Below are 24839 nucleotides of genomic sequence, written 5' to 3'. Positions count from 1 at the left end.
TCGGATTGTTCCTCCCGGCCGAGATGCTCGGCCGAGACATGGCTCAGCGTATTAATGCGGGCGACGGAGAATTGACGGCACTCTCGCGTCCCGGCGTCTTGACCGGGGTCGGTGCAGTTTGTGTGCCAGCACGCTTCAACGCGGCGTCCGGTGTTGCATTGGCGGTCCCGGTGCCGGTCAGGCTGCGACGCACATCGAGATTGCGCGACACCACCAGCACCACGCGACGGTTCTTCGCCCGGCCTTCGGCGGTGGCGTTGTTGGCCACCGGCTGGAATTCGCCGTAACCCACCGAGGCCATGCGGCCCGGGTTGACGCCCTGCATCGCCAGCATGCGCACGATGCTCGCCGAACGCGCCGAGGACAGTTCCCAGTTGGTCGGGTACTGCGCGGTGCGGATCGGCTGGTCGTCGGTGAAGCCTTCGACGTGGATCGGGTTGTCGAACGGTTTGAGGATCGCCGCGACCTTGTCGATGATGTTGAACGCGATGTCGCTCGGCATCGCATCACCGCTGCCGAACAACAGGCTGGAGTTGAGTTCGATCTCGACCCACAGCTCGTTGCCGCGCACGGTCATCTGGTTGCTCGCGATCAAGTCGCCGAACGCGGCGCTGATATCGTCGGCGATGCTTTTCAGCGGATCGCTGGCCCCGGCAATGCCGGCATCGACCTGTTCGGAGTCCTTGACCAGCGGCTTGGCCGGGGTCACGGTTTTCGGGCGTTCCTCACCGATCGGGATCGGCTTGAGCGAGCGGTCGGAGTCGGTGAAGACCCCGATCAGCGCTTCGGAGATGACCTTGTACTTGCCTTCGTTGATCGACGAGATGGAGTACATCACCACGAAAAAGGCAAAGAGCAAGGTGATGAAGTCGGCGTAGGAAACCAGCCAACGTTCATGGTTTACGTGCTCTTCATGCTGGCGACGACGTGCCATGAGGTTAGTCCCTTAATCCATGAAGCCCTGAAGCTTCAACTCGATGGAGCGTGGGTTTTCACCTTCAGCGATCGACAAAATACCTTCCAACAACATTTCGCGATAACGCGACTGCCGCAACGCAATTGACTTGAGCTTGGCAGCGACCGGCAGCAACACCAGGTTGGCACTGGCCACACCGTAGATGGTGGCGACGAATGCCACGGCGATACCGTTGCCCAGTTGCGACGGATCGGCCAGGTTGCCCATCACGTGGATCAGGCCCATCACCGCACCGATGATACCGATGGTCGGCGCGTAACCACCCATGCTTTCAAAGACCTTGGCGGCCTCGATGTCGCGGGCTTCCTGGGTGTAGAAATCCACTTCGAGAATGCTGCGGATCGCTTCCGGCTCGGCGCCGTCGACCAGCAGTTGCAGGCCCTTGCGCGAGTAGGCGTCGGGTTCGGCATCCGCCACGCCTTCCAGGCCCAGCAGGCCTTCCTTGCGTGCGGTGAGGCTCCAGTTGACGACGCGGTCGATGCCGCCGGCCAGATCCACGCGGGGCGGGAAAAAGATCCAGGCGAGGATTTGCATGGCACGCTTGAACGCGCTCATCGGCGATTGCAGCAAGGCGGCACCGATGGTCCCGCCGAGCACGATCAGCGCCGCCGGGCCGTTGGCCAGTGCGCCGAGGTGACCGCCTTCAAGGAAGTTGCCGCCGATGATGGCGACAAACGCCATGATGATCCCGATAAGGCTTAGAACATCCATCAGATACACGCCTCGACGATGTGCTTGCCGATATCGTCCAGACCGTACACCGCATCCGCGAGGTCAGCTTTGACGATCGCCATCGGCATGCCGTAGATCACGCAACTGGCTTCGTCCTGGGCCCAGACAGTGCTGCCGCCCTGCTTGAGCAGACGCGCGCCTTCGCGACCGTCGGCGCCCATGCCGGTCAACACGACCGCCAGAACTTTGTCACTGTAGGATTTCGCCGCAGAACCGAAGGTGATGTCCACGCAAGGCTTGTAGTTCAGACGCTCGTCGCCCGGCAGGATTTTCACCGCGCCACGGCCGTCGATCATCATCTGCTTGCCACCCGGCGCCAGCAGCGCCAGACCCGGACGCAGGATGTCGCCATCCTCGGCTTCCTTGACGCTGATGCGGCACAGCTTGTCCAGACGCTCGGCGAACGCCTTGGTGAAAGCGGCCGGCATGTGCTGGATCAGCACGATCGGCGCCGGGAAGTTGGCCGGCAACTGGGTCAGAACCCGCTGCAGCGCAACCGGGCCACCGGTCGACGTACCAATCGCCACCAGCTTGTAGGCCTTGCGTTTCGGCGCGGGCGACGAAGCGCTGGCGGCCGGAGCGCGAGCCGGTGCAGGCGCCGGTGCCGGACGAGCCGGCGCACTGTGGCTGCCAAAGCTCGACGGTGCCGCAGCCGGAGTCGGCGCAGGTGCCGGTGCAGCGGCTGGCGCCGGCGCACTGTAGGCACTGAAACGACGGTTACTGCGCGAGATGCTGTGCACCTTCTCGCACAGCAGTTGCTTGACCTTCTCCGGATTGCGCGAGATGTCTTCGAAATTCTTCGGCAGGAAATCCACCGCGCCGGCATCCAGCGCATCCAGGGTCACCCGGGCGCCTTCATGGGTCAGCGAGGAGAACATCAACACCGGGGTCGGGCAGCGCTGCATGATGTGCCGCACCGCCGTGATGCCATCCATCATCGGCATCTCGTAGTCCATGGTGATCACGTCCGGCTTGAGGGCCAGGGCCTGATCGATCGCCTCTTTACCGTTGGTTGCCGTACCGACAACCTGGATGCTCGGATCCGCTGAAAGAATTTCCGAGACGCGGCGGCGGAAAAAACCCGAATCGTCCACCACCAGGACTTTGACTGCCATAAACACTCCATTAGGTGCAGCGGGACGTTGTCGCCCCGCTGCCCCGGATTCAAATACGCCGTGCGGCGTAACGCTTGAGCATGCTTGGAACATCGAGAATCAGCGCAATGCGGCCGTCACCGGTAATGGTGGCGCCGGACATGCCCGGGGTTCCCTGCAGCATTTTGCCCAATGGCTTGATGACCACTTCTTCCTGGCCGACCAGTTGATCGACGACGAAGCCGATCCGCTGGGTGCCCACCGAAAGGATCACCACATGGCCTTCGCGCTGCTCTTCGTGAGCGGCGGAGCTGACCAGCCAGCGCTTGAGGTAGAACAATGGCAGCGCCTTGTCCCGCACGATCACCACTTCCTGGCCGTCCACCACGTTGGTGGTCGACAGGTCGAGGTGGAAGATTTCGTTGACGTTCACCAGCGGGAACGCGAACGCCTGGTTGCCGAGCATCACCATCAGGGTCGGCATGATCGCCAGCGTCAGCGGTACCTTGATGACGATTTTCGAGCCGGCGCCCTTGGTCGAGTAGATGTTGATCGAACCGTTGAGCTGGGAAATCTTGGTCTTCACCACGTCCATGCCGACACCACGGCCGGACACGTCGGAGATCTCGGTCTTGGTCGAGAAACCCGGGGCGAAGATCAGGTTGTAGCACTCGGTGTCGCTCAGACGATCCGCCGCATCCTTGTCCATCACACCGCGTTTCACGGCGATGGCGCGCAGGACATTCGGGTCCATGCCTTTGCCGTCGTCGGAGATCGACAGCAGGATGTGGTCGCCTTCCTGCTCGGCCGCCAGGATCACCTTGCCGCCACGAGCCTTGCCCGAGGCTTCGCGTTCTTCCGGCGACTCGATGCCGTGGTCGACCGCGTTGCGCACCAAGTGGACCAGCGGGTCGGCCAGTGCCTCGACGAGGTTCTTGTCGAGGTCGGTCTCTTCGCCCACCAGTTCCAGGTTGATTTCTTTCTTGAGCTGACGCGCGAGGTCGCGAACCAGACGCGGGAAGCGGCCGAAGACTTTCTTGATCGGCTGCATCCGGGTCTTCATGACAGCGGTCTGCAAGTCGGCGGTAACCACGTCGAGGTTCGACACGGCCTTCTGCATCGACTCGTCGCCGCTGTTCAGGCCCAGGCGCACCAGACGGTTACGCACCAGCACCAGCTCGCCGACCATGTTCATGATTTCGTCGAGACGTGCGGTGTCCACACGCACGGTGGTCTCGGCTTCGCTCGCCGGTTTTTCCGGTGGCGGAGTCGCCGGCGCACGGGCCGGAGCCGGTGCAGCAGCGGCAGCCGGTTTGGCCGGTTCGGCCTTGGGCTCAGGCGCTTTTGCAGCGGGTTTTGCCGCAGCGGCCGGGGCCTTGGCGGCAGGCGCTGCAACAGCCGAAGCATTGCCGGCCGTCACGACGGCACCGGTGGCGACGTCAGTGAACTTGCCTTTGCCATGCAGATCGTCGAGCAGCGATTCGAACTCGTGGTCGGTGATCAGATCACTACCGGCCGCCGCCGCTGCCGGGGCAGCATTTGCATTCGCAGGGACGGAAGCAATGGCCGACTCCAGTGCATCGACAGCAAAGTTGCCCTTGCCGTGCAACTGATCGAGCAAGGCTTCGAATTCGTCGTCGGTGATGTCCGAGCTGTCGCCCGCCGCCGGAGCAGTCGGGGCTGCTGCCGCCGGTGCCACGGCGTCGGCCGCGAACTGGCCCTTGCCGTGCAACTGGTCGAGCAGCGACTCGAACTCGGCGTCGGTGATTTCATCGCTGGCCGCTTCGTCGGAAGCAGGCGCAGCGGCAGCCGCCGGGGCTTCGGCTTCGGCCTTGACGGCGTTCAGCGAGTCCAGCAGCTGTTCAAATTCGTTATCGGTGATGTCGCCGGAGTCGCCGGCTTCGTTTTCAACGACCAGCTCTTCGATCATCTCGGCCACAGGCGAAGCCGGGGCTTCATCCGCCGATTGCGGTTCGGCCAGGCGCGCCAGGGCGGCCAGCAGTTCCGGGGTTGCAGCGGTAATCGGGCTGCGATCGCGGACTTCGCTGAACATGCTGTTCACCGCGTCCAGCGCTTCGAGCACCACGTCCATCAGTTCTGCATCTACGCGACGCTCACCCTTGCGCAGGATGTCGAACACGTTTTCGGCGATGTGACAGCACTCCACCAGCTCGTTGAGCTGAAGGAAGCCGGCGCCCCCTTTTACAGTGTGGAAACCGCGAAAAATTGCGTTGAGCAGATCTGCGTCATCCGGGCGGCTTTCCAGCTCGACCAGTTGTTCGGACAGTTGCTCAAGAATCTCGCCGGCCTCAACCAGGAAATCCTGAAGGATCTCTTCATCGGCGCCGAAGCTCATTAATGGGGTGCTCCTACAGGTCTAAAAACCCAAAAAAACTCAAAATCCAAGGCTGGATAGCAAATCGTCCACATCGTCCTGACCGGACACAACGTCTTCTCGTTTATCGGCATGAATCTGCGGACCTTCACCCTGCGAGAGATGTTTTTGTGGATCTTTTTCAGCGAGCATCGCCGCACGGTCATGTTCGATGCCCGCAAAGCGGTCAACCTGACTGGCCATAAGGACGAGTTTGAGCAAATTGCTTTCGACTTCGGTGACCAGTTGGGTCACGCGCTTGATCACCTGACCGGTGAGGTCCTGGTAATCCTGGGCCAGCAGGATGTCGTTGAGGTTGCTCGACACCGCGCGGTTGTCCGCGCTGCTGCGTGACAGAAAACCGTCGACCCGACGCGCCAGTTCGCGGAACTCTTCAGCCCCGACTTCGCGGCGCATGAAACGTCCCCAGTCGGCACTCAACGCCTGGGCTTCATCAGCCAGACCATTGACCACCGGCGTGGCGCTTTCCACCAGATCCATGGTGCGGTTGGCCGCAGCTTCGGTCAGCTTGACCACATAGCCCAGGCGCTCGGTCGCATCAGTGATCTGCGACACTTCCTCGGCCTGCGGCATGTGCGGGTCGATCTGGAAGTTGACGATCGCACTGTGCAGTTCGCGCGTGAGCTTGCCGACTTCCTGATACAGGCCACGGTCACGGGTCTGATTGAGCTCATGGATCAGTTGCACAGCGTCGCCGAACCTGCCTTTTTCAAGGCTTTCGACCAGTTCGACCGCGTGTTTTTTCAGCGTCGACTCGAAGTCGCCCTGTGAAGATTCTTTATGCTCCATAGCTCCCCCGCGCGTCATCAGCCGATGCGTTCGAAAATCTTCTCGATTTTTTCTTTCAGCGCCTGAGCCGTGAAAGGTTTGACCACGTAGCCGTTAACGCCGGCCTGGGCCGCTTCGATGATCTGCTCGCGCTTGGCTTCAGCGGTCACCATCAGCACCGGCAGGTGCTTGAGTTTTTCATCGGCGCGCACGTGACGCAGCAGGTCGATACCGGTCATGCCGGGCATGTTCCAGTCGGTCACCAGAAAGTCGATGCTGCCGCTGTTGAGCACCGGAATGGCGGTGGTGCCATCGTCGGCTTCAACGGTGTTGGTGAACCCGAGGTCACGCAACAGGTTCTTGATGATCCGCCGCATCGTTGAGAAGTCATCAACGATGAGGATTTTCATGTCTTTGTTCAATTCGACCTCCAAGCAGTCTTAAACGCGTCCAGCACCTGGACGCGCCATTTCAATCAATCCGGCAAAGCACTCGATGACTGTCTGGAGCACAACAGAGCAAGACCGGTGCCGTTCACCACCGCACCAGCCTCGTTCGCAGTGTCCCCACACTGCCTTCAGCGCGCTCGCCACTCCCCCAAACGCCCCCGCAAGCGGGCCGCGCACTGGCTGTGTAACTGGCTGACCCGCGATTCACTGACGCCAAGGACTTCACCGATTTCCTTGAGGTTCAGTTCTTCGTCGTAGTACAGCGCCAACACCAGTCGCTCACGCTCCGGCAAATTGGCAATCGCGTCCGCCAGCGCCGCCTGGAAGCGTTCATCTTCCAGATCGCGTGACGGCTCAAGATGAGCACTGGCGCCATCCTCGTGCAGCCCTTCGTGTTCGCCGTCCTGCAACAGGTCGTCGAAACTGAACAGTCGGCTGCCCAGGGTGTCGTTCAAAATCCCGTAGTAATCGTCGAGACTCAACTGGAGTTCGGCCGCAACCTCGTGATCTTTAGCGTCACGGCCGGTTTTAGCTTCAATCGAGCGAATCGCGTCGCTGACCATACGGGTATTGCGGTGAACCGAGCGCGGTGCCCAGTCCCCCTTGCGTACTTCATCGAGCATGGCGCCGCGGATCCGGATGCCCGCGTACGTTTCGAAACTGGCGCCCTTGCTGGCGTCGTATTTGGTCGAGACTTCGAGCAGGCCGATCATCCCGGCCTGGATCAGGTCTTCGACCTGCACACTGGCCGGCAACCGCGCCAGCAAGTGGTAGGCGATGCGTTTGACCAGTGGCGCGTAACGCTCGATGAGCTCGTACTGCGCGTCACGCGCCGACTTTTTGTAAAGGTTCATACCGCTGGCGGTCATAGCACAGGTCCTGCCGTTTGCTGCACGAGGCGCTCGACGAAAAATTCGAGATGGCCGCGCGGGTTGGCGGGCAGCGGCCAGGTGTCGACCTTTTGCGCGATCGCCTTGAATGCCAGTGCGCACTTGGAACGCGGGAAGGCTTCATAGACCGCACGCTGCTTCTGCACCGCCTTGCGCACGCTTTCGTCGTAAGGCACCGCACCGACGTATTGTAAGGCGACGTCGAGGAAGCGATCCGTGACCTTGGTCAACTTCGCGAATAGGTTGCGACCTTCCTGCGGGCTCTGGGCCATGTTGGCCAGGACGCGGAAGCGGTTCATGCCGTAATCACGGTTGAGCAGCTTGATCAGCGCGTAGGCGTCGGTGATCGAGGTCGGCTCGTCGCAGACCACCAGCAACACTTCTTGCGCAGCGCGAACAAAACTGACTACCGAGTCACCAATACCCGCAGCGGTGTCGATCACGAGTACGTCGAGATTGTCGCCGATGTCGCTGAACGCCTGAATCAGACCGGCATGCTGGGCCGGGCTCAGGTGAACCATGCTTTGCGTGCCGGAAGCGGCCGGCACGATGCGGATCCCGCCGGGACCTTGCAACAGCACGTCGCGCAGCTCGCAGCGGCCCTCGATCACATCGGCCAAAGTACGTTTGGGCGTCAGGCCCAGCAGAACGTCGACGTTCGCCAGACCCAGGTCGGCATCCAGCAGCATGACCCGACGGCCAAGCTCTGCCAGCGCCAGGGACAAGTTCACTGACACGTTAGTCTTGCCGACGCCACCTTTGCCGCCGGTCACCGCGATCACCTGTACGGGATGCATGCTGCCCATGTTATTTCTTTACCTTGTCTTGCATAGACGGAGGCCACATTACTGGCTGCGCGTTCACAACCGGAACAATGCGTGGCAGACCATCGATGTAGGTACAAAAACTGTTCATTACCTCAGCCAACCTGCTTGGTCGGGCTGTGGTAGATATCAGCGAACATGTCAGCCATGGCTTCTTCGCTGGGTTCTTCCTGCATTTGCACGCTGACGGCGCGGCTGACCAACTGATGACGGCGCGGCAGATGCAGATCATCCGGAATCCGTGGGCCGTCGGTCAGGTAGGCGACCGGCAGTTCATGACTGATCGCCAGGCTCAGCACTTCGCCAAGGCTGGCCGTCTCATCCAGTTTAGTCAGGATGCACCCGGCGAGCCCGCAACGCTTGTAACTGTGATAAGCGGCGGTTAGAACCTGTTTCTGGCTGGTGGTTGCCAGCACCAGATAATTTTTCGACCGAATGCCACGACCGGCCAGACTTTCCAGTTGCATGCGCAGTGCCGGATCGCTGGCCTGCAGGCCGGCGGTATCAATCAGCACCACGCGTTTGCGCAGCAGTGGATCCAGCGCCTGCACTAGGGACTGGCCCGGGTCGACGTGGGTCACCGACACATTGAGGATCCGGCCCAGGGTTTTCAACTGTTCCTGAGCGCCGATGCGGAAACTGTCCATGCTCACCAGCGCAATGTTCTGCGCGCCGTACTTGAGTACGTAACGGGCAGCCAGTTTGGCCAGGGTGGTGGTCTTGCCCATGCCGGCCGGGCCGACCATGGCAATCACACCGCCCTCTTCCAGCGGCTCGACTTCCGGTGTGGCGATCATCCGCGCCAGGTGCGCGAGCAGCATGCGCCAGGCCTGACGAGGTTCTTCGATATCGCTGGTCAGCGCCAGCAGGTCGCGGGACAACGGACCGGACAGACCGATGCGTTGCAGACGACGATACAGATTGGCCTGAGCCGGACGGCTGCCTTGCAGCTGATTCCAGGCCAGGGTGCCGAGCTGCACTTCCATCAGCTCGCGCAGGCTGTTGAGTTCGAAACGCATCGAATCCAGCGCACGCGGATCGACGCCAGCGGCAGCCGGCGCAGGTGCCGGGGCTGGACGGGCCGGTGCGGCGTACGTCGGTTCTGTCAGAGGCTCGGCTGCTGTCAGCGGCAGGCCGGCGGTCAATGGCAGACCGGAGAACAACTGGCGATTGGTGTTGCCGTCGGCCTCACCACGCATGCTCAGTTCGGCCTGGGCAGTGACGATGCGCGACTGGGTCTTGCGCAGCTCGTCTTCGAGTTCCATGTTCGGAACCCGTGGCGCCAGCGCCGACAGTTTGTAATCCAGCGCCGCCGTCAGCTCGACGCCGCCGGCAATGCGGCGGTTGCCAATGATGGCGGCATCAGCGCCCAGCTCATCACGAACCAGCTTCATGGCCTGACGCATATCGGCGGCGAAAAAACGCTTAACTTGCATAAACCACTACCTCAGCCGTTGGGCCCTACTGTCGCAACGATGGTCACTTGCTTGTTGTCCGGAATTTCCTGGTAGGCCAGCACATGCAGTCCGGGAACTGCCAGGCGACCAAAGCGCGAGAGCATCGCGCGAACCGGGCCTGCTACCAACAGGATCACCGGCTGACCTTGCATTTCCTGACGCTGCGCCGCTTCGATGAGCGAACGTTGCAGCTTCTCGGCCATGCTTGGCTCCAGCAGAACGCCCTCTTCCGAGCCTTGTCCTGCCTTCTGCAGACTATTGAGCAATATTTGTTCCAACCTTGGCTCCAGCGTGATGACTGGCAGCTCGGACTCAGTCCCTACAATGCTTTGGACGATTGCACGGGATACGCCAACCCGCACAGCGGCCACCAAAGCGGCGGTATCTTGACTCTTGGCGGCATTGTTGGCGATGGCTTCGGCAATGCTGCGGATGTCGCGCACCGGCACGTGTTCGGCCAGCAGCGCCTGCAACACTTTCAGCAGCTGCGACAACGTGACCACACCCGGCACCAGCTCTTCCGCCAGTTTCGGCGAGCTCTTGGCCAGCAATTGCATGAGTTGCTGCACTTCTTCGTGGCCGATCAGCTCGCTGGAGTGCTTGTACAGAATCTGGTTCAAGTGGGTGGCGACCACGGTACTGGCGTCCACCACGGTGTAACCGAGCGATTGCGCCTGGGCGCGCTGGCTGACTTCGATCCACACCGCCTCCAGGCCGAAAGCCGGATCTTTGGCGGTGATGCCGTTGAGCGTGCCGTAGACCTGCCCCGGGTTGATCGCCAGTTCGCGATCCGGGTAGATCTCGGCCTCGGCCAGGATCACGCCCATCAGGGTCAGGCGATAGGCGCTCGGCGCCAGGTCGAGGTTGTCGCGGATGTGTACGGTCGGCATCAGGAAGCCCAGATCCTGCGAGAGCTTCTTGCGCACGCCCTTGATCCGCGCCAGCAACTGGCCGCCCTGGTTGCGGTCCACCAGCGGGATCAGGCGATAGCCGACTTCCAGACCGATCATGTCGATGGGCGTCACGTCGTCCCAGCCCAACTCCTTGGTTTCCATGGCGCGGGCCGGCGACGGCAGCAGCTCCTGCTGACGCTTGACCTCTTCCAGCGCCTGCACCTTGGCCACGTTCTGCTTCTTCCAGAACAGGTAAGCACCACCGGCAGCCAGTGCGGCCATGGTCAGGAACGAGAAATGCGGCATGCCCGGCACCAGGCCCATGACCGCCATCAGACCGGCCGCCACCGCCAACGCTTTCGGCGAGGCGAACATCTGGCGATTGATCTGCTTGCCCATGTCTTCCGAACCGGAAGCACGGGTCACCATGATCGCTGCAGCTGTAGATAACAACAGTGATGGCAATTGCGCCACTAAACCGTCACCGATGGTCAGCAAGGCGTAAACCTTGCCGGCGTCAGCGAAGGACATGTTGTGCTGGAAGATACCGACCGCCATGCCGCCGATCAGGTTGATGAACAGAATCAGCAGGCCGGCGATGGCATCACCGCGGACGAACTTGCTGGCACCGTCCATCGAACCGTAGAACTCTGCTTCCTGGGCCACTTCCTGACGGCGGGCCTTGGCCTGGGTCTGGTCGATCAGGCCGGCGTTGAGGTCGGCGTCGATGGCCATTTGTTTGCCGGGCATCGCGTCGAGGGTGAAGCGCGCGCTCACCTCGGAAATACGCCCCGCACCCTTGGTCACCACCACGAAGTTGATGATCATCAAGATCGCGAAGACCACGATACCGACCACGTAGTTACCGCCGATCACCACCTCACCGAAGGCCTGGATCACCTTACCGGCAGCGGCGTGGCCGTCCTGACCGTGGAGCATCACCACCCGCGTCGACGCCACGTTCAGCGCCAATCGCAACAACGTCGCCACCAGCAGGATCGTCGGGAAAACCGCAAAATCCAGCGGCCGCAAGGCGTACACGCAGACCAGCAGCACGACGATGGACAGGGCAATGTTGAAGGTGAAGAACACGTCGAGCAGGAACGGCGGCACCGGCAACATCATCATCGCCAGCATGACCAGCAGCAACAGCGGCACACCCAGATTGCCCCGACTGAGGTCGGCAATGTTCGAGCGGGCACTGTTGATTAACTGAGAGCGATCCACCGGTTTTCCCCGTTCCTTTAAAGCAAACTTTTGACGCCCAGAGCGGGCGCACGGCGGCTACTGCAAGAAGCCTTCCAACTTTTGCCAAGGCGGGAAATAGAGATTGTGATGAATGCACAAATGGGCGGCGCGCACGCCCCTATGCAGCGATCTTCAATGAGGAGGAACCTCGACATTCAACTGGCTACCAGAATGTGCGCTGGTGTGATCGGACCGAAAGAGAGGGCTGCATTATCCAGATAGCGCGTACCCCTGAACACGCTGTGACCACCGACATCGACAAAGTCCTCCTCCGTATACATCAGCACCACGATGGTGACAGGCGCGACATCAGTGGATTTCGCATGACCTTCCATCAGATTCAAGGCCCATTCGAAACGGACGAATGGCAGATCACTTATTTCGATCGGAGTAGCCCCCGCGTCCAGCCGAAAGTACTGTCGCGTCGTGATGCGCAACTGGTTGCCGACCACCGTGAACGAGGGTTTTCCATACCGTCGCTCTACGGGCCCAGCATCACTCGCCCACTGGTCCATGTAATCAACAGGGTCGGTAAAGACGGCGAACAACCGATCCCGACTACGAAAATGGCAAGCGACCATTCGTCGCGACTGTCAGATCTGACAGTCGCATGATTTGCGCTCATGACATCAGATGAAGCGTCCAAAGCGAATACCCAAACGTCGGAGCAAATGCCATGACTTCAACCAGTGCAGTGACAGATCCAGCAGCACCAAAAGTACGGGAGGCACACGGTCCAGCTGGCGACAAACTTGACATCAAAGACTTCTATTCCGCCGATCATGTCACCGTTCAAGTCCCGCAATACACCGGCATGGCACGCGGTCACACGGTTCGTATCACCTGGGAAAATCCACGGCACACCCACCACTCGGAGGTCATCACGGTAGGAACACCAGGCACCATCGACATCCGCATTCCGCGTTTGGAGGCGATCGATAGCATTGGCCACACCGCAAAAATCAACTATACGGTGCGAACCGCGCCGGGCACTGCACTGATCCCCTCCAGAAACTTGTTGTTGCACGTCCTTCCTCAGCCATTCGATTTACTGCCGCCAACGCTATCGAGCGACCAGAAAACCCTTAGCGTGAACTATGCAGGCATGACAACCGGCTACACGGTGCGCATTCGCGCGGTAGCCAACACGACCTGGCAAAGTGATGAGAGACCGGTTCAGGCAGGTGTCACCCCGACTTTCCCCCTTTCTTCCGATTGGCTAGCCACTAATCGCCGCGCCTATGCCTTGATCAATTACACCGTATACAAATCGGGTAGTGGTGAGCGATTGATGTTTTCGAAGGTGTTGAGGGTACAGATAGGCGAACAAACTCTGCCAGCACCTACCCTTTATATATCTTCAGGCGGGTTGGCGGGACAGGCACTGCCATACGACTGGCGATACACGCGAGCGACGAACTCCGTCACCATAAACGGGGAGCCAAACAGACAAGTGACCGTCAATGTTTCCGGAAATGCGCAATTCACGAATGCATCCAACCAGATCGTTATCAAGCTGGACTCGCAAGGGCGCTCGATTCAGCCGATCTCAAACACGACAGCGCAAACAGTTAACATTACGGCTACATACAACACAGGTCCAGGGACGACGGGATCAATGGTTTTTTCTGGGTCTTTTCCGGCAGACGCAGTATCTGGAACGGCGAGTTTGAGAGCGAAAGCAGCTTCGGGCGCTGCGGCCGATGGCACGTCACCCAACCGCGTCACCTACGATACATCAGTCATCGATCAGCCTATAACGCTTCGAGTTCAAGTATCCGGCAGCGCTCGCATCCTTGCTTCCGGAACTCAGGTAGCGAATATCGCCCTCCCCCCACCCACCTACGATTGCGTGTTTGACGTGGTAAACACGGCCCGGGAAACAGTGGTTGTGACGTTCGATATTGCGGCGCTTGGGAGCTGGACTCGATTCACCAAGCAAATGACGTTCACATAAGTCGATTCCAATCGCTAAAAAGCCCCCCCATTAGCGGGTCTCAGTTAAAAGGAAAAAGGGCGTGAAAAAAAGGCACGTATTTATTTACCAATGACTGGAACAGACGGGCTTGAGCGTGAGTTTTCTGCTGAACAGGAAGGCGCCTTCGCGAGCAAGCTCGCTCTCACAGGGAAATGCATTCCAAGTGCGGGAGCGACGATTCGACTTGCTCGCGAAGAGGCCCGAGAAATCAGCACAAAGTGCCTTTTAAACTCGGGTGTTTAAAAGACACCTTCAGACACGCCTTACAGGCTACAAATCCTTGCGCCATTGCCTACAGCTACGCCAGAATCCGCCGGCTTGTGCGCCTTGGGGTCGGATTCTATTGTGGATCGGTCGCTGACGAATCAGCGATCGGGTTTAGCGACTCGAATCACAAATAGGTGCACCAGCGCTCCATGCCTTGTGGCAGATTCAATGTCTGCAACTCCGCTATGGTGGCTGTATGCGGGAGACCCTCGGGTCTGCCGGGTGCCTATAACCGGTTCGCTAACCTGCGTACAGCCGCCACCTTACTGTTTAGCGACAGTTCCGGGCGACTCCACTTTATAGGAGCTTCACCATGATCAAACCAACACCCAATCCACCCGAAACCGACCCCGCCTCGCCCTACGAATCCCTCGATTCCAGAAAGCTTCACGAAGCCGCCGACCGCGCCCTCGATCACTATCTCTGCCCGCCCGGCGCCACGCCACCGCCACGCAGAACCCGCCGGATGTTTGCCGTCACCGCAGACTTCAAAAACGAAGAGCTGCTGGTCGAGCTCTGCGAAACCCTCGCCTCCGCCAGAACCATCGCCAATGACTTCGCCCACCTCATGCCCGCCTCGCAGCGCAGGACGCTGACGGGTATCGGGCAACTGATCATGCTTGGGGAGCTGGCAGCGAATCGAGTACTGAATAATCTGGAACTAACGCCGTCGCAGACCTCTGTGTAGCGGCTTGAGAAATGCGTCGCGGCAGCTTCAAAGCCAACGCAGGTCATCAGGCATAAAAAAACCGCCTCCGGGCTCAACCGAATGGCGGTTTTTTTCATCACCAAAAGTCAGGAATCGCGCCGCAGATCCGGCGGAATCGGCAGGTCATCCTTGAGCGGTTCCGGGAACTTGCCCTTGCCCGCGCGGTGCTGGCGGATCTGGTAGACGTAGGCCAGTACCTGAGCGACCGCCAGGTACAGGCCGCCGGGAATTTCTTCTTCCAGCTCGGTGGAGTAGTAGATCGAACGCGCCAGGGCCGGCGATTCGAGCAGCATGACTTCGTTGGCCACGGCGATTTCGCGGATCTTCAGCGCCAGGAAATCGCTGCCCTTGGCCAGCAGCACCGGCGCCCCGCCCTTCTCCGAGTCGTACTTGAGCGCCACGGCGTAGTGGGTCGGGTTGGTGATAACCACGTCGGCATCCGGGATCGCCGCCATCATCCGCCGCTGCGACATCTCGCGCTGCACCTGACGGATCCGCTGCTTGACCTCCGGCCGGCCTTCCTGGTCCTTGTGCTCGTCGCGCACTTCCTGCTTGGTCATCTTGAGCTTTTTGATGCTTTCCCAGATCTGAACGGGCACATCGACGGCCGCGATGATGATCAGACCGCAGGCCATCCACAGGGTGCTCCAGCCCACCACTTGCAGGCTGTGAATGATGGCCCGGTCCATCGGTTCATGGGCAATGCGCAGCAGGTCGTCGACATCCCCGGACAGCACCACCAGCGCCACGGCCAGAATGATCAGGAATTTGGCCAGCGCCTTGAGCAGTTCGATCACCGACTTCGCGGAGAACATGCGCTTGAGGCCGGAGGCGGGATTCATCCGGCTGAACTTGGGCGCCAGGGAGCCGGCAGCGAACAGCCAGCCACCGAGGGCGATCGGCCCGAGAAACGCCGCCAGCAGCAAGGTGATCATGATCGGCTGGATCGCCACCAGCGCAATCAGCCCGGAGTTCATCAGGAACTTGCCCATGGCGCCCTGATCCATGATCACTTCCCGCGACAGCGTGAAGTTCATGCGCATCAGCTCCATCAGGTCCTGCGCGAGCATGCCGCCGAACACCAGCAGCGCGCCGGAACCGGCAAGCATGATCGCCAGAGTGTTGAGTTCCTTGGAGCGCGCAATCTCACCCTTTTCCCGGGAGTCCTTTTTGCGCTTCTCCGTGGGGTCTTCTGTCTTGTCCTGACCGCTCTCGCTCTCTGCCATGACTCAGCGCGCCTGTGCCAGTTCGCGTAGCAGCTGCAAGGCTTCGACGGCCAGCGGCTGATACTGGTTGAGAATGTCCGCCAGACCGACCCAGACAATGAACAGGCCGAGCACGAGAGTCAGCGGGAAACCGATGGAGAAGATGTTCAGTTGCGGCGCCGCCCGGGTCATCACGCCGAATGCAATGTTGACCACCAGCAACGCGGTCACCGCCGGCAACACCAGCATCAATGCCGCGCCCAGCACCCAGCCGAGCTTGCCGGCCAGCTCCCAGTAATGCGCGGTCATCAGGCCCGCGCCGACCGGCAGCGTGGTGAAACTTTCAGTCAGCACCTCGAAGACCACGAGGTGACCGTTCATGCCGAGGAACAGCAACGTCACCAGCATGGTGAAGAACTGCCCGATCACCGCCACCGACACGCCGTTGGTGGGGTCGATCATCGAGGCGAAGCCCATGCCCATCTGAATCGCAACGATCTGCCCCGCGATCACGAACGCCTGGAAGAACAGCTGCAAAGAGAAGCCCAGCACGGCACCGACCAGGATCTGTTCGGCGATCAACAACAAGCCGCTGAGATCGAGCGGACTGACCGCCGGCATGGGCGGCAGGTTGGGCGAGATCACCACGGTGATCGCCAGTGCGAGGTACAGGCGGATGCGCTTGGGAACCAGCGTGGTGCCGAAGACCGGCATCACCATCAGCATCGAGCCGATGCGAAACAGCGGCAGCATGAACGTCGCCACCCAGGTACTGATCTGGGTGTCGGTCAACTGAAGCAGCGACTGCATGGCCTAGCCGATGACCAGCGGAATGTTTTTGTACAGCTGGATGATGTATTCCATGAAGGTCTGGATGATCCACGGACCGCCGACGATCAGTGTCACCAGCATCACCAGCAGTCGCGGCAGAAAGCTCAGGGTCTGTTCGTTGATCTGCGTCGCCGCCTGGAACATCGACACCAGCAGGCCCACCAGCAGACTCGGGACCACCAGGATCGCGACCATCATCGTGGTCAGCCACAGGGCTTCGCGAAAGATGTCGACCGCTACTTCTGGGGTCATGGCGAAACACCTCCGAAACTGCTGGCCAGGGTGCCGATGATCAGCGCCCATCCGTCAACCAGCACGAACAGCATGATCTTGAACGGCAGGGAAATGATCAGCGGCGACAGCATCATCATACCCATCGCCATCAGCACACTGGCCACGACCAGGTCGATGATCAGGAACGGGATGAAGATCATGAAGCCGATCTGGAACGCGGTTTTCAGCTCGGACGTGACGAAGGCCGGCACCAGAATGGTCAGCGGCGCCTGATCCGGCGTCGCGATGTCGGTGCGCTTGGACAGACGCATGAACAGCTCAAGATCGCTGGAGCGGGTCTGCGCGAGCATGAAGTCCTTGATCGGCACCTGAGCCTTTTCCACCGCTTGCTGGGCGGTGAGTTTCTCCGCCAGGTACGGTTGCAGCGCATCGTTGTTCACCCGGTCGAACACCGGCGCCATGATGAACAGGGTCAGGAACAGCGCCATGCCGGTGAGGATCTGGTTCGACGGCGTCTGTTGCAGGCCGAGGGCCTGACGCAGGATCGAGAAGACGATGATGATCCGGGTGAAGCTGGTCATCAGGATGACGGCGGCCGGGATGAAGCTCAGCGCCGTCATGATCAGCAGGATCTGCAGGCTGACCGAATACTCCTGCGCCCCGTTGGCGTTGGTGCCCAGGGTGACCGCCGGGATCGACAACGGATCGGCGGCGAACGCCAGTGGCGCGGCCAACATCAGGGCCAGGGTCAAGACGATGCGCAACGCACCCATTACTTCTTATCCTTCTGATCCTTGCCGAGGATCTTCAACAGATGCTGGGCAAATTCCGGAGTCGCTTTTTCGGAGGTGGCCGGGACGTCCACCGGCTCCTTGAGTACGTGCAGTGCGGTGATGGTGCCGGGGCTCAGGCCCAGCAGGATCTGCTCGTTACCGACCTGAACCAGCATCAAACGGTCACGCGGACCGAGCGCCCGGGAACCGATCAGTTCGATCACCTGCCCCTTGCCCGCCGGCCCTGCGTTCTGCACCCGGCGCAGCAGCCAGGCGAGGAAGAAGATCAACCCGAGCACCAGCAGCAGGCCGAACACCAGTTGCGTCAATTGCCCGGCGACACCGCTGCTGACCGCCGGAGCAATCGCGGGCGCCGCAGGAGACGCCGCAGCAGCCGTCGCGGCCGCAGGCTCGGCGGCCATGACCGTCAATGGCAGCGCCAGCACCGCGGCCAGCAAGGAACCCAGAACCTTTTTCACTCAGCGCAGCTTCTTGATGCGTTCGCTTGGGCTGATCACGTCAGTCAGGCGGATGCCGAACTTTTCGTTGACCACGACCACTTCGCCGTGGGCGATGAGGGTGCCGTTGACCAGCACGTCCAGCGGCTCACCGGCCAGACGATCGAGCTCGATCACCGAACCCTGGTTGAGTTGCAGCAGGTTGCGGATGTTGATGTCGGTGCTGCCCACTTCCATCGAGATCGACACCGGGATGTCGAGAATCACGTCCAGGTTCGGACCGTCCAGGCTGACCGGATCGTTGCTCTTCGGCACGCTGCCGAACTCTTCCATCGGCAGACGGTTGGAGCTCGAAACGCCAGCGTCGGCGGCCAGCAGCGCGTCGATGTCGGCCTGCCCGGCTTCACCGGTTTCTTCCAGGGCGGCAGCCCACTCGTCGGCCAGTGCCTGATCGTCCTGGGCGTTCATTTCGTCGTTCATCATTTGTCCTCGGCGGGCAACAATTCAGTTAAAGGCGTAAGGGGTGTTGCGCCGCTTCAGCGGCGCTCGATCGGCTCGATGACCTGCAACGCGAGGTTGCCTTTGTGCGAGCCCATCTTGACCTTGAAGGCCGGCACGCCGTTGGCGCGCATGATCATGTCTTCCGGCATCTCGACCGGGATCACGTCACCCGGCTGCATGTGCAGGATGTCGCGCAGTTTCAACTGGCGGCGAGCCACGGTGGCGCCGATCGGCACGTCGACATCCAGCACGTCCTGGCGCAGGGCGTTGACCCAGCGCTCGTCCTGGTCGTCGAGGTCCGACTGGAAGCCGGCGTCGAGCATTTCGCGCACCGGCTCGATCATCGAGTACGGCATGGTCACGTGCAGGTCGCCGCCACCGCCGTCGAGTTCGATGTGGAACGTGGAGACCACGATCGCTTCGCTCGGGCCGACGATGTTGGCCATGGCCGGGTTCACTTCCGAGTTGATGTACTCGAAGTTGACTTCCATGATCGCCTGCCAGGCTTCTTTCAGGTCGACGAACGCCTGTTCCAGCACCATGCGCACCACGCGCAATTCGGTCGGGGTGAATTCACGCCCTTCGATCTTCGCGTGACGGCCGTCGCCGCCGAAGAAGTTGTCCACCAGTTTGAACACCAGTTTGGCGTCGAGGATGAACAGCGCGGTGCCGCGCAGGGGTTTGATCTTGACCAGGTTGAGACTGGTCGGTACGTACAGCGAGTGCACGTATTCGCCGAACTTCATCACCTGCACGCCACCGACGGCAACGTCCGCCGAGCGGCGCAGCATGTTGAACATGCTGATGCGGGTGTAGCGGGCAAAACGCTCGTTGATCATCTCCAGAGTCGGCATGCGTCCACGGACGATGCGATCCTGGCTGGTCAGGTCGTAGCTTTTGACACTGCCGGGTTCGGCAGCGTTATCGGTCTGTACCAGACCATCGTCGACGCCATGCAACAGCGCGTCGATTTCATCCTGGGACAGCAGATCCTGCACGGCCATGTCGTGTTCCTACTGCAGTACGAAATTAGTGAAAAGCAACTGTTCGATCACCACTTTGCCCAGCTCTTTCTGCGCCACTTCCTGGACGCTGGCCGTGGCCTTCTGGCGCAACATCTCCTGACCGACCGGGGTCGCCAAAGTGGCGAAGTCCTGACCGGAGAAGAGCATCACCAGGTTGTTGCGGATCACCGGCATGTGCACTTTGAGCGCGTCCAGATCAGCCTGGTTGCGCGCCAGCATGGTGATGCTCACCTGCATGTAGCGCTGACGGCCGTTCTGGTTGTAGTTGGCCACGAAGGCCGGCGCCATCGGCTCGAAAATCGCCGGCTGCTTGCCGACCGGAGCGGTTTCCACGGCAGCCGCAGGTTTGCTCTGGGCGCTGTGCATGAAGAACCACGTCGCCCCCACAGACGCGCCGATGGCCAGCAGCAACCCGAGCACGATCGCGATGATCATCTTGAGTTTGCCTTTGGTTGCGGGGTCTTTTACTGCTGCTGCTTCGCTCTTCGCCATGCCAATAATCCGTCACTAATCGGGTTTTCACAGTCGCACGGCAAGGCAAGAGCAAGTGTTATGCCAGAAGTGTCGGAGGGAGGGATCGGGCGCACAGCAAAACAATGTGGGAGCCAGCCTGCTGGCGATAGCGACCTGGCAGTCAACATCTATGTTGACCATCAGGACCCCATCGCCAGCAGGCTGGCTCCCACAGTTTTTTCAATGCCGAATCAGGCGTAATAGTCGACGGCGCTGGAGCCGATCACGTGAGTTGTAGCGGCAGCCGCTTCAGCCACGGCCGCAGATGTCAGCTCTTCTTCCGAAGAGTCCAGGCGACCGCCGGCGGCGCTGGTGCGCCCCGCCTGGCCCTGCTGGGCCTGCTCCTGACCCTGCCCTTGCCAGCCACGGTTCTGGTCGGAAACGTTGACATCGACCTGCCCCATGCCCTGCTGGGTGAACATGTCACGCAGGCGATGCATCTGGCCGTCGAGCGCTTCGCGAACGCTCGGGTGAGCACTCATGAAAGTCACTTGGGTCTGCTGGTCCGGCACCATGTTCACCCGGATATCCAGGCGACCCAGTTCAGCCGGTTGCAACTGGATATCGGCAGACTTCAGGTTGTTGCTCGACAGGTACATGACGCGGTTGACCACTTCTTCAGTCCAGCCGTTCTGATGCATGGCAATCGGCTGGTTCACCGGCACCGCGTTGGCGGTTTTCGGTGTGGCGGCCTGAGTCAGTGCCGCCAGACGGTTGGCGAAATCATCGACGCGGGTATCGCTGGTGGCGGATTTCAGGTCTTTCAGACCATCGTCGATCAGACCACTGAAGGCCTTTTCGCCGCCCTGACTGGTGCTGTCCTTGTCGGCCTGCACATCCAGCATGCTGGCCATGCCGGCGGCGAAGGTCTGAGCCGAGGTCAGTTCGCCGTCAGCCTGGGTCTGGGCAGGGGTCGTCTTGGGTTGCGACTGGCTGGAAGCGGAAATGTGACCGCTCTGCTCCATCGCCATACGCAAGGCCGGCATCGAATCGAGTGGATCGGCCTCGGGATCGAAATCACTGTCGGCGGCAGGCGCTGCCGTGGCAGCAGCCGGCAATGCCGCCACCGCCGGCGCCTGGGCCTCTGTTTTCACCGGAGGTGTTTCAACGACCGGCGCAGCAACAACTGGCGGCGTGACGACCGGCTGCACGACCTGCATCAGCGCCGGGTCCAGCGTCGGATCCACAACCGGGGTGGTGTCGGCGACCGGCGTGGTCGGCGTATCGGAGGTATCGTCGCTGGCGACCTTGTCGTCCGCAGCTGTCGATGACGTTTTATCGGCGGGCAAGGCTTTGCCGCTATCGGCAACGGTCGCGTCCGGAGCGGCAGACTGATCCTTGCCGGCGTCTTTCTTGCCACTGTTGTCGGCGACTTTGTCGCGTGCGGGTTTTACCGAGTTGTCGACCGTGACGGCAGGCTTGTTCTGCCCCTGATCGGCAAACACCTGAGCGAAGCTCGAAGCCTTGTCCCCGGGGCCTGCGGCCACCACTGACGGTTTGGCAGAGGCGGCTTGCGCCTTGGCCTGGGCGGCAGTCTGAATAAGAATGTTAGGGGTTGCAGGCATGGCACGGTCTCCGCTGCACTGGGATCGTAGGTACAGTTGAACGAGATGACTGCAAGTGCCGGGCCAGTTTCGTCCGGCGCCGGATAAAAACGCCGGACGGTTGACTCAATGGGCGGGAGAGCGCTGTCGCTCGGCTTCATAGACGGGGCGCACATCCGCAAACTCGTCATGGATGTCGGCCACCAGTTTGATGATTTCGGACGGGCTCTTGTCCCTGGCGTGCTGCTCCAGCTCCTGACAAAGTTCAGCAAGACGGGTCGCCCCCATATTGCTGCTACTGCCCTTGAAGCTATGAGCCACCGACGACAAGGCGTCGGCATCGGCGGTTTTTTGCAGTTCACGCAGGCGCGCTTCGGAATCTGCCAGGAACGTATCCAGCAATTCCGGATAGCCATCCTCCATGACTTCTTGCAACGCACTCAGTACGTCGCGATCTACACGGGCATCAGTCACTTGTTCACTCCTTGATCAAGAATGCGCGGATTATGCCAGAGCCTCCCAGAAAAACTCCACGCGAGCACTACGACCATCGTCCGACCAGCTTGGATTCCTGCTCAATTGCCGGATCAGACTGACGCCGCGCCCTGACAGGCGGACACCGTCGAGCGGCCGCTCCATCACCCGAGCCACGTCAAAGCCTTTGCCGCTGTCTTCGACACGCACGACCAGACAACCGCCCTCGCCCTCCGGACGAACCTCCAGATGCACGCGCACATATCCCTCCTGCAGGGCATCGAGGCGCGCATTGCGTTGCTCATAGTAACGGGCGAAACCCGAAGCGTCGCGCTTGAGGCTGGAATCCAGCCCCAGCACCCCATGCTCCAGCGCATTGGAGTAAAGCTCGGCGAGCACGCTGTACAGTGCGCCACTCTGCGTGCGCAAGCCATGCACTTCGAGCAGCAATTGCAGCAGGTAGGGTAGCGGATTGAAGCGCTTGAGCGTGGCGCCGCGAAATTCGAAACTCACCGACCAGTCCAGCGGGCACGACTGCCCACTGTCTGAGTACACCGGTGCCGACGGATTGACCTGCGCCATTTCCAGCAGGCTGACCTCGACCATGCTCACATCGTCCCGGGCTTCGCCGCGAAAATCCTGCAACGCCTGCTCGATCTCGGCGAACAGCCGATCCGGCTGGCGATTGCCGGCAAACACCCGCTGCAAGCGTTCGACACCGAACAGCTGGTCATTGGCATCGCATGTGTCGATCACCCCGTCGGACAACAGGAACACCCGATCGCCCACCGCCATCGACAGCACTTCGGTTTGATCGTCAAAGGCTTGCGGGCTGAGCACACCCAGCGGCAGATGCCGCGCCGCCAGCGGCACCCGTTCGCCCGTAGCGATGCGATGCAGATAACCGTCGGGCATTCCGCCGTTCCAGATCTCCACGCTGCGTCGCTGAAAACTCAGGCAGAGCAGCGTCGCGCAGCAGAACATGTCCACCGGCAGGATGCGCTTGAGCTTGGCGTTCATTTCCCGCAGGGTCTCGGCCAGCCCGTAACCCTTGGCAGTCATGCCGTAGAAAACTTCCGCCAAAGGCATGGCACCCACAGCTGCGGGCAGACCGTGCCCGGTGAAGTCGCCGAGCAATACATGCATGTCGCCGGCCGGCGTGTAGGCTGCCAGCAGCAGATCGCCGTTGAACAGCGCATAGGGTGATTGCAGGTAGCGAATGTTCGGCGCACTCAGACAGCCGGAATGCGCGACCTTGTCGAAAACTGCCTTGGCGACCCGCTGCTCGTTGAGCAGGTAGTCGTGGTGCCGGGCAATCAGGTCGCGCTGCTCCAGCACCGTGGCTTGCAGGCGGCGCAAGCGATCCATCGCCTTGATTTTGGCGGACAGGATCACCTGGTTGTATGGCTTCGCCAGAAAGTCGTCGCCGCCAGCCTCAAGGCATCGCACCAGCGCTTCGCTCTCGGTCAGCGACGTGAGGAATATGATCGGAACCAGGTTTTCACCGGCCAGCACCTTGATCTGCCGTGCGGCTTCAAAGCCGTCCATGACCGGCATCATCGCGTCCATCAGCACCAGGTGCGGCTGCTGACGGGAAAACACCTCGACCGCTTCGGCCCCATTGGCGGCCGTCAGTACCGCATGCCCCTGGCGTCGCACGATGGTCGACAATAGCAGCCGGTCAGCGGCGCTGTCCTCGGCGATCAGGATCGTCAGGGGTTCTTGCGGCTGCATGACCGTCAACTGATGTCGAACAGTTTGTCGAAGTTGGAGATGGCTAGGATCTTGCGCACATCCGAATTGCTGTTGACCACCCGCACATCGGAGTTATCACCGCCCGCGTGGTCACGCAGCAGAAGCAGCATGCCCAGGGCCGAGCTGTCGAGATAGGTGGCATCCTTGAGGTCGACAACGATGGAGTCGGGCCTTCTGGCGAGTCGCTCATAGGACTCGCGAAACTCCTGATGGCGACCGAAATCGAACCGGCCCTTGATCGAGATCGTCAGCTTTTGGCCATCCGGAGAAACTTCTGTAACGACTGACATGTACTGGCTTCCTTGTCATTGACGAACCTGTACAAGGTTTAGCACTTGCAAGGGTAAGGGGCAAGGCAGGAAGTCACCGCAAACTGTCAGAGATCAACCCGTCAGTAGGCATCACGGCGCGGCAGGCGCTGGGACAGTTCGTCCAGCAGCTTCTGCTCGCGCTTGTCTTCGACTCGCTGGGCTTCATCGCGGTAGCGTTGTACAAGTTTTCGCAAGCCTTCGACCCGGGCAAACGCCTGTTGCCAGGCCTCGCGAGCCTTGTCCAGATTGTTCTGGTGCCACTGCAGGCTTTGCCGTTGCTGGTCGACCGCCGTATCGAGTTGGGTCAGAAACCCCTGGAACCCGAGCAGCCACTGCCCGGTCACGCCGGTGCTGCCGCGCACGATCCATTGCTCAGAGTAATCCAGACGAAAGGCATGCAGGTCGGCGAGTTTGCTTTCGGCCACTTTCACCTGCCCCTGGAAATACCCGAGACGCTGCACGGCGGTTTTCTCGGCCTTTTCGGCCATTTCCACCACCGGTGCCAGACGCGCGGCGCGGCTCAGGGCCATGACCG

Annotated in this window: 26 protein-coding genes; 2 read left to right on the top strand and 24 right to left on the bottom strand. The window is 60.8% G+C overall.

What is annotated here, in order from left to right; translation table 11 throughout:
- Positions 1-43 precede the first annotated feature (43 nt).
- From motD to DLD99_RS08535, 11 genes are all read right to left on the bottom strand, one after another.
- Positions 44-934, bottom strand: coding sequence for a flagellar motor protein MotD (gene motD, locus DLD99_RS08585; protein ID WP_085710492.1), 891 nt, complete (start codon positions 932-934; stop codon positions 44-46).
- 12 nt (positions 935-946) lie between these two features.
- Positions 947-1687: a flagellar motor protein gene (locus DLD99_RS08580; RefSeq protein ID WP_085710490.1), complete on the bottom strand. Its 741-nt coding sequence runs from the start codon at positions 1685-1687 to the stop codon at positions 947-949.
- On the bottom strand, positions 1687-2823 hold the full coding sequence (locus DLD99_RS08575) for a protein-glutamate methylesterase/protein-glutamine glutaminase (protein ID WP_114881910.1): 1137 nt from the start codon (positions 2821-2823) through the stop codon (positions 1687-1689). The genes DLD99_RS08580 and DLD99_RS08575 overlap by 1 nt, the downstream gene beginning before the upstream one ends.
- Positions 2824-2872: 49 nt before the next feature.
- Positions 2873-5158 carry a chemotaxis protein CheA gene (locus DLD99_RS08570; protein ID WP_114881909.1) on the bottom strand — a complete coding sequence of 762 codons (2286 nt, stop codon included), beginning with the start codon at positions 5156-5158 and terminating at the stop codon, positions 2873-2875.
- Between the two features lie 39 nt (positions 5159-5197).
- Positions 5198-5986 carry a protein phosphatase CheZ gene (locus DLD99_RS08565; protein ID WP_085710486.1) on the bottom strand — a complete coding sequence of 263 codons (789 nt, stop codon included), beginning with the start codon at positions 5984-5986 and terminating at the stop codon, positions 5198-5200.
- Positions 5987-6003: 17 nt separating this feature from the next.
- Positions 6004-6375 (bottom strand): chemotaxis response regulator CheY, encoded by a 372-nt coding sequence (locus DLD99_RS08560; protein WP_003183998.1) that lies wholly within the window; start codon positions 6373-6375, stop codon positions 6004-6006.
- Positions 6376-6542: 167 nt separating this feature from the next.
- Positions 6543-7283 (bottom strand): RNA polymerase sigma factor FliA, encoded by a 741-nt coding sequence (gene fliA / locus DLD99_RS08555; protein ID WP_007951959.1) that lies wholly within the window; start codon positions 7281-7283, stop codon positions 6543-6545.
- Positions 7280-8110, bottom strand: coding sequence for a flagellar synthesis regulator FleN (fleN, locus tag DLD99_RS08550; protein WP_003222917.1), 831 nt, complete (start codon positions 8108-8110; stop codon positions 7280-7282). The genes fliA and fleN overlap by 4 nt, the downstream gene beginning before the upstream one ends.
- 113 nt (positions 8111-8223) lie before the next feature.
- Entirely contained in the window at positions 8224-9564 is a 1341-nt protein-coding gene (gene flhF, locus DLD99_RS08545) for a flagellar biosynthesis GTPase FlhF (protein WP_085710485.1), read from the bottom strand.
- 11 nt (positions 9565-9575) lie between these two features.
- A complete protein-coding gene (gene flhA, locus DLD99_RS08540) occupies positions 9576-11705 on the bottom strand; it encodes a flagellar biosynthesis protein FlhA (protein ID WP_085710483.1) in 2130 nt (709 codons plus the stop codon).
- A gap of 176 nt (positions 11706-11881) precedes the next feature.
- Positions 11882-12274 (bottom strand): hypothetical protein, encoded by a 393-nt coding sequence (locus tag DLD99_RS08535; RefSeq protein ID WP_162803467.1) that lies wholly within the window; start codon positions 12272-12274, stop codon positions 11882-11884.
- A gap of 128 nt (positions 12275-12402) precedes the next feature.
- Between DLD99_RS08535 and DLD99_RS29290 the strand changes: the two genes are divergently transcribed.
- Together DLD99_RS29290 and DLD99_RS08525 are read left to right on the top strand one after the other, a co-directional pair.
- Positions 12403-13683, top strand: a complete 1281-nt coding sequence (locus DLD99_RS29290; RefSeq protein WP_208647517.1) for a hypothetical protein — start codon at positions 12403-12405, stop codon at positions 13681-13683.
- 601 nt (positions 13684-14284) lie between these two features.
- Positions 14285-14659 (top strand): DUF6124 family protein, encoded by a 375-nt coding sequence (locus DLD99_RS08525; protein WP_114881907.1) that lies wholly within the window; start codon positions 14285-14287, stop codon positions 14657-14659.
- 107 nt (positions 14660-14766) lie between these two features.
- Here DLD99_RS08525 and flhB read toward each other — a convergent pair whose 3' ends face one another.
- The 13 genes from flhB to fliJ all read right to left on the bottom strand — a co-directional run bounded on the left by flhB (position 14767) and on the right by fliJ (position 24834).
- Positions 14767-15906: a flagellar biosynthesis protein FlhB gene (flhB, locus tag DLD99_RS08520; protein ID WP_114881906.1), complete on the bottom strand. Its 1140-nt coding sequence runs from the start codon at positions 15904-15906 to the stop codon at positions 14767-14769.
- 3 nt (positions 15907-15909) lie between these two features.
- A complete protein-coding gene (fliR, locus tag DLD99_RS08515) occupies positions 15910-16695 on the bottom strand; it encodes a flagellar biosynthetic protein FliR (protein WP_114881905.1) in 786 nt (261 codons plus the stop codon).
- 3 nt (positions 16696-16698) lie between these two features.
- Positions 16699-16968, bottom strand: a complete 270-nt coding sequence (gene fliQ, locus DLD99_RS08510; protein WP_085710476.1) for a flagellar biosynthesis protein FliQ — start codon at positions 16966-16968, stop codon at positions 16699-16701.
- A complete protein-coding gene (gene fliP / locus DLD99_RS08505; protein ID WP_085710474.1) occupies positions 16965-17723 on the bottom strand; it encodes a flagellar type III secretion system pore protein FliP in 759 nt (252 codons plus the stop codon). Before fliP ends, fliQ begins: the two co-directional genes overlap by 4 nt.
- Positions 17723-18202 (bottom strand): flagellar biosynthetic protein FliO, encoded by a 480-nt coding sequence (gene fliO, locus DLD99_RS08500; protein WP_225739953.1) that lies wholly within the window; start codon positions 18200-18202, stop codon positions 17723-17725. Before fliO ends, fliP begins: the two co-directional genes overlap by 1 nt.
- Entirely contained in the window at positions 18203-18661 is a 459-nt protein-coding gene (gene fliN / locus DLD99_RS08495; protein ID WP_114881904.1) for a flagellar motor switch protein FliN, read from the bottom strand.
- A gap of 56 nt (positions 18662-18717) precedes the next feature.
- Positions 18718-19686: a flagellar motor switch protein FliM gene (gene fliM / locus DLD99_RS08490; protein ID WP_003222890.1), complete on the bottom strand. Its 969-nt coding sequence runs from the start codon at positions 19684-19686 to the stop codon at positions 18718-18720.
- A gap of 9 nt (positions 19687-19695) precedes the next feature.
- A complete protein-coding gene (gene fliL, locus DLD99_RS08485; RefSeq protein WP_065260765.1) occupies positions 19696-20199 on the bottom strand; it encodes a flagellar basal body-associated protein FliL in 504 nt (167 codons plus the stop codon).
- A 212-nt stretch (positions 20200-20411) separates the two neighbouring features.
- Positions 20412-21785, bottom strand: coding sequence for a flagellar hook-length control protein FliK (locus DLD99_RS08475; RefSeq protein ID WP_114881902.1), 1374 nt, complete (start codon positions 21783-21785; stop codon positions 20412-20414).
- Between the two features lie 105 nt (positions 21786-21890).
- Positions 21891-22238, bottom strand: a complete 348-nt coding sequence (locus tag DLD99_RS08470) for an Hpt domain-containing protein (RefSeq protein WP_114881901.1) — start codon at positions 22236-22238, stop codon at positions 21891-21893.
- 30 nt (positions 22239-22268) lie between these two features.
- Positions 22269-23972 (bottom strand): ATP-binding SpoIIE family protein phosphatase, encoded by a 1704-nt coding sequence (locus tag DLD99_RS08465; protein WP_114881900.1) that lies wholly within the window; start codon positions 23970-23972, stop codon positions 22269-22271.
- 5 nt (positions 23973-23977) lie between these two features.
- Positions 23978-24283, bottom strand: coding sequence for an STAS domain-containing protein (locus tag DLD99_RS08460; RefSeq protein ID WP_114881899.1), 306 nt, complete (start codon positions 24281-24283; stop codon positions 23978-23980).
- A gap of 101 nt (positions 24284-24384) precedes the next feature.
- Positions 24385-24834 (bottom strand): flagellar export protein FliJ, encoded by a 450-nt coding sequence (gene fliJ / locus DLD99_RS08455; RefSeq protein WP_114881898.1) that lies wholly within the window; start codon positions 24832-24834, stop codon positions 24385-24387.
- Positions 24835-24839: the final 5 nt, after the last annotated feature.

Origin of the sequence: Pseudomonas kribbensis (genome assembly GCF_003352185.1) — a bacterium.
GTDB lineage: Bacteria > Pseudomonadota > Gammaproteobacteria > Pseudomonadales > Pseudomonadaceae > Aquipseudomonas > Aquipseudomonas kribbensis.
Note: the sequence above shows the minus strand (reverse complement) of the source record. Positions and strands in the feature narration are given on the sequence as shown.

Bases quoted from the DNA above. Each gene is read 5' to 3' on its own strand.
- DLD99_RS29290 (WP_208647517.1), top strand. From the start codon at position 12,403: ATGACTTCAACCAGTGCAGTGACAGATCCAGCAGCACCAAAAGTACGG.
- DLD99_RS08465 (WP_114881900.1), bottom strand. From the start codon at position 23,972: ATGCAGCCGCAAGAACCCCTGACGATCCTGATCGCCGAGGACAGCGCC.
- DLD99_RS08460 (WP_114881899.1), bottom strand. From the start codon at position 24,283: ATGTCAGTCGTTACAGAAGTTTCTCCGGATGGCCAAAAGCTGACGATC.
- flhF (WP_085710485.1), bottom strand. From the start codon at position 9,564: ATGCAAGTTAAGCGTTTTTTCGCCGCCGATATGCGTCAGGCCATGAAG.
- motD (WP_085710492.1), bottom strand. From the start codon at position 934: ATGGCACGTCGTCGCCAGCATGAAGAGCACGTAAACCATGAACGTTGG.
- DLD99_RS08475 (WP_114881902.1), bottom strand. From the start codon at position 21,785: ATGCCTGCAACCCCTAACATTCTTATTCAGACTGCCGCCCAGGCCAAG.
- fliQ (WP_085710476.1), bottom strand. From the start codon at position 16,968: ATGACCCCAGAAGTAGCGGTCGACATCTTTCGCGAAGCCCTGTGGCTG.
- fliM (WP_003222890.1), bottom strand. From the start codon at position 19,686: ATGGCCGTGCAGGATCTGCTGTCCCAGGATGAAATCGACGCGCTGTTG.
- fliJ (WP_114881898.1), bottom strand. From the start codon at position 24,834: ATGGCCCTGAGCCGCGCCGCGCGTCTGGCACCGGTGGTGGAAATGGCC.
- flhB (WP_114881906.1), bottom strand. From the start codon at position 15,906: ATGGCAGAGAGCGAGAGCGGTCAGGACAAGACAGAAGACCCCACGGAG.
- DLD99_RS08575 (WP_114881910.1), bottom strand. From the start codon at position 2,823: ATGGCAGTCAAAGTCCTGGTGGTGGACGATTCGGGTTTTTTCCGCCGC.
- DLD99_RS08565 (WP_085710486.1), bottom strand. From the start codon at position 5,986: ATGGAGCATAAAGAATCTTCACAGGGCGACTTCGAGTCGACGCTGAAA.
- fleN (WP_003222917.1), bottom strand. From the start codon at position 8,110: ATGGGCAGCATGCATCCCGTACAGGTGATCGCGGTGACCGGCGGCAAA.
- fliA (WP_007951959.1), bottom strand. From the start codon at position 7,283: ATGACCGCCAGCGGTATGAACCTTTACAAAAAGTCGGCGCGTGACGCG.
- DLD99_RS08570 (WP_114881909.1), bottom strand. From the start codon at position 5,158: ATGAGCTTCGGCGCCGATGAAGAGATCCTTCAGGATTTCCTGGTTGAG.
- fliR (WP_114881905.1), bottom strand. From the start codon at position 16,695: ATGCAGTCGCTGCTTCAGTTGACCGACACCCAGATCAGTACCTGGGTG.
- fliL (WP_065260765.1), bottom strand. From the start codon at position 20,199: ATGGCGAAGAGCGAAGCAGCAGCAGTAAAAGACCCCGCAACCAAAGGC.
- DLD99_RS08525 (WP_114881907.1), top strand. From the start codon at position 14,285: ATGATCAAACCAACACCCAATCCACCCGAAACCGACCCCGCCTCGCCC.
- DLD99_RS08560 (WP_003183998.1), bottom strand. From the start codon at position 6,375: ATGAAAATCCTCATCGTTGATGACTTCTCAACGATGCGGCGGATCATC.
- fliN (WP_114881904.1), bottom strand. From the start codon at position 18,661: ATGAACGACGAAATGAACGCCCAGGACGATCAGGCACTGGCCGACGAG.
- fliP (WP_085710474.1), bottom strand. From the start codon at position 17,723: ATGGGTGCGTTGCGCATCGTCTTGACCCTGGCCCTGATGTTGGCCGCG.
- DLD99_RS08580 (WP_085710490.1), bottom strand. From the start codon at position 1,687: ATGGATGTTCTAAGCCTTATCGGGATCATCATGGCGTTTGTCGCCATC.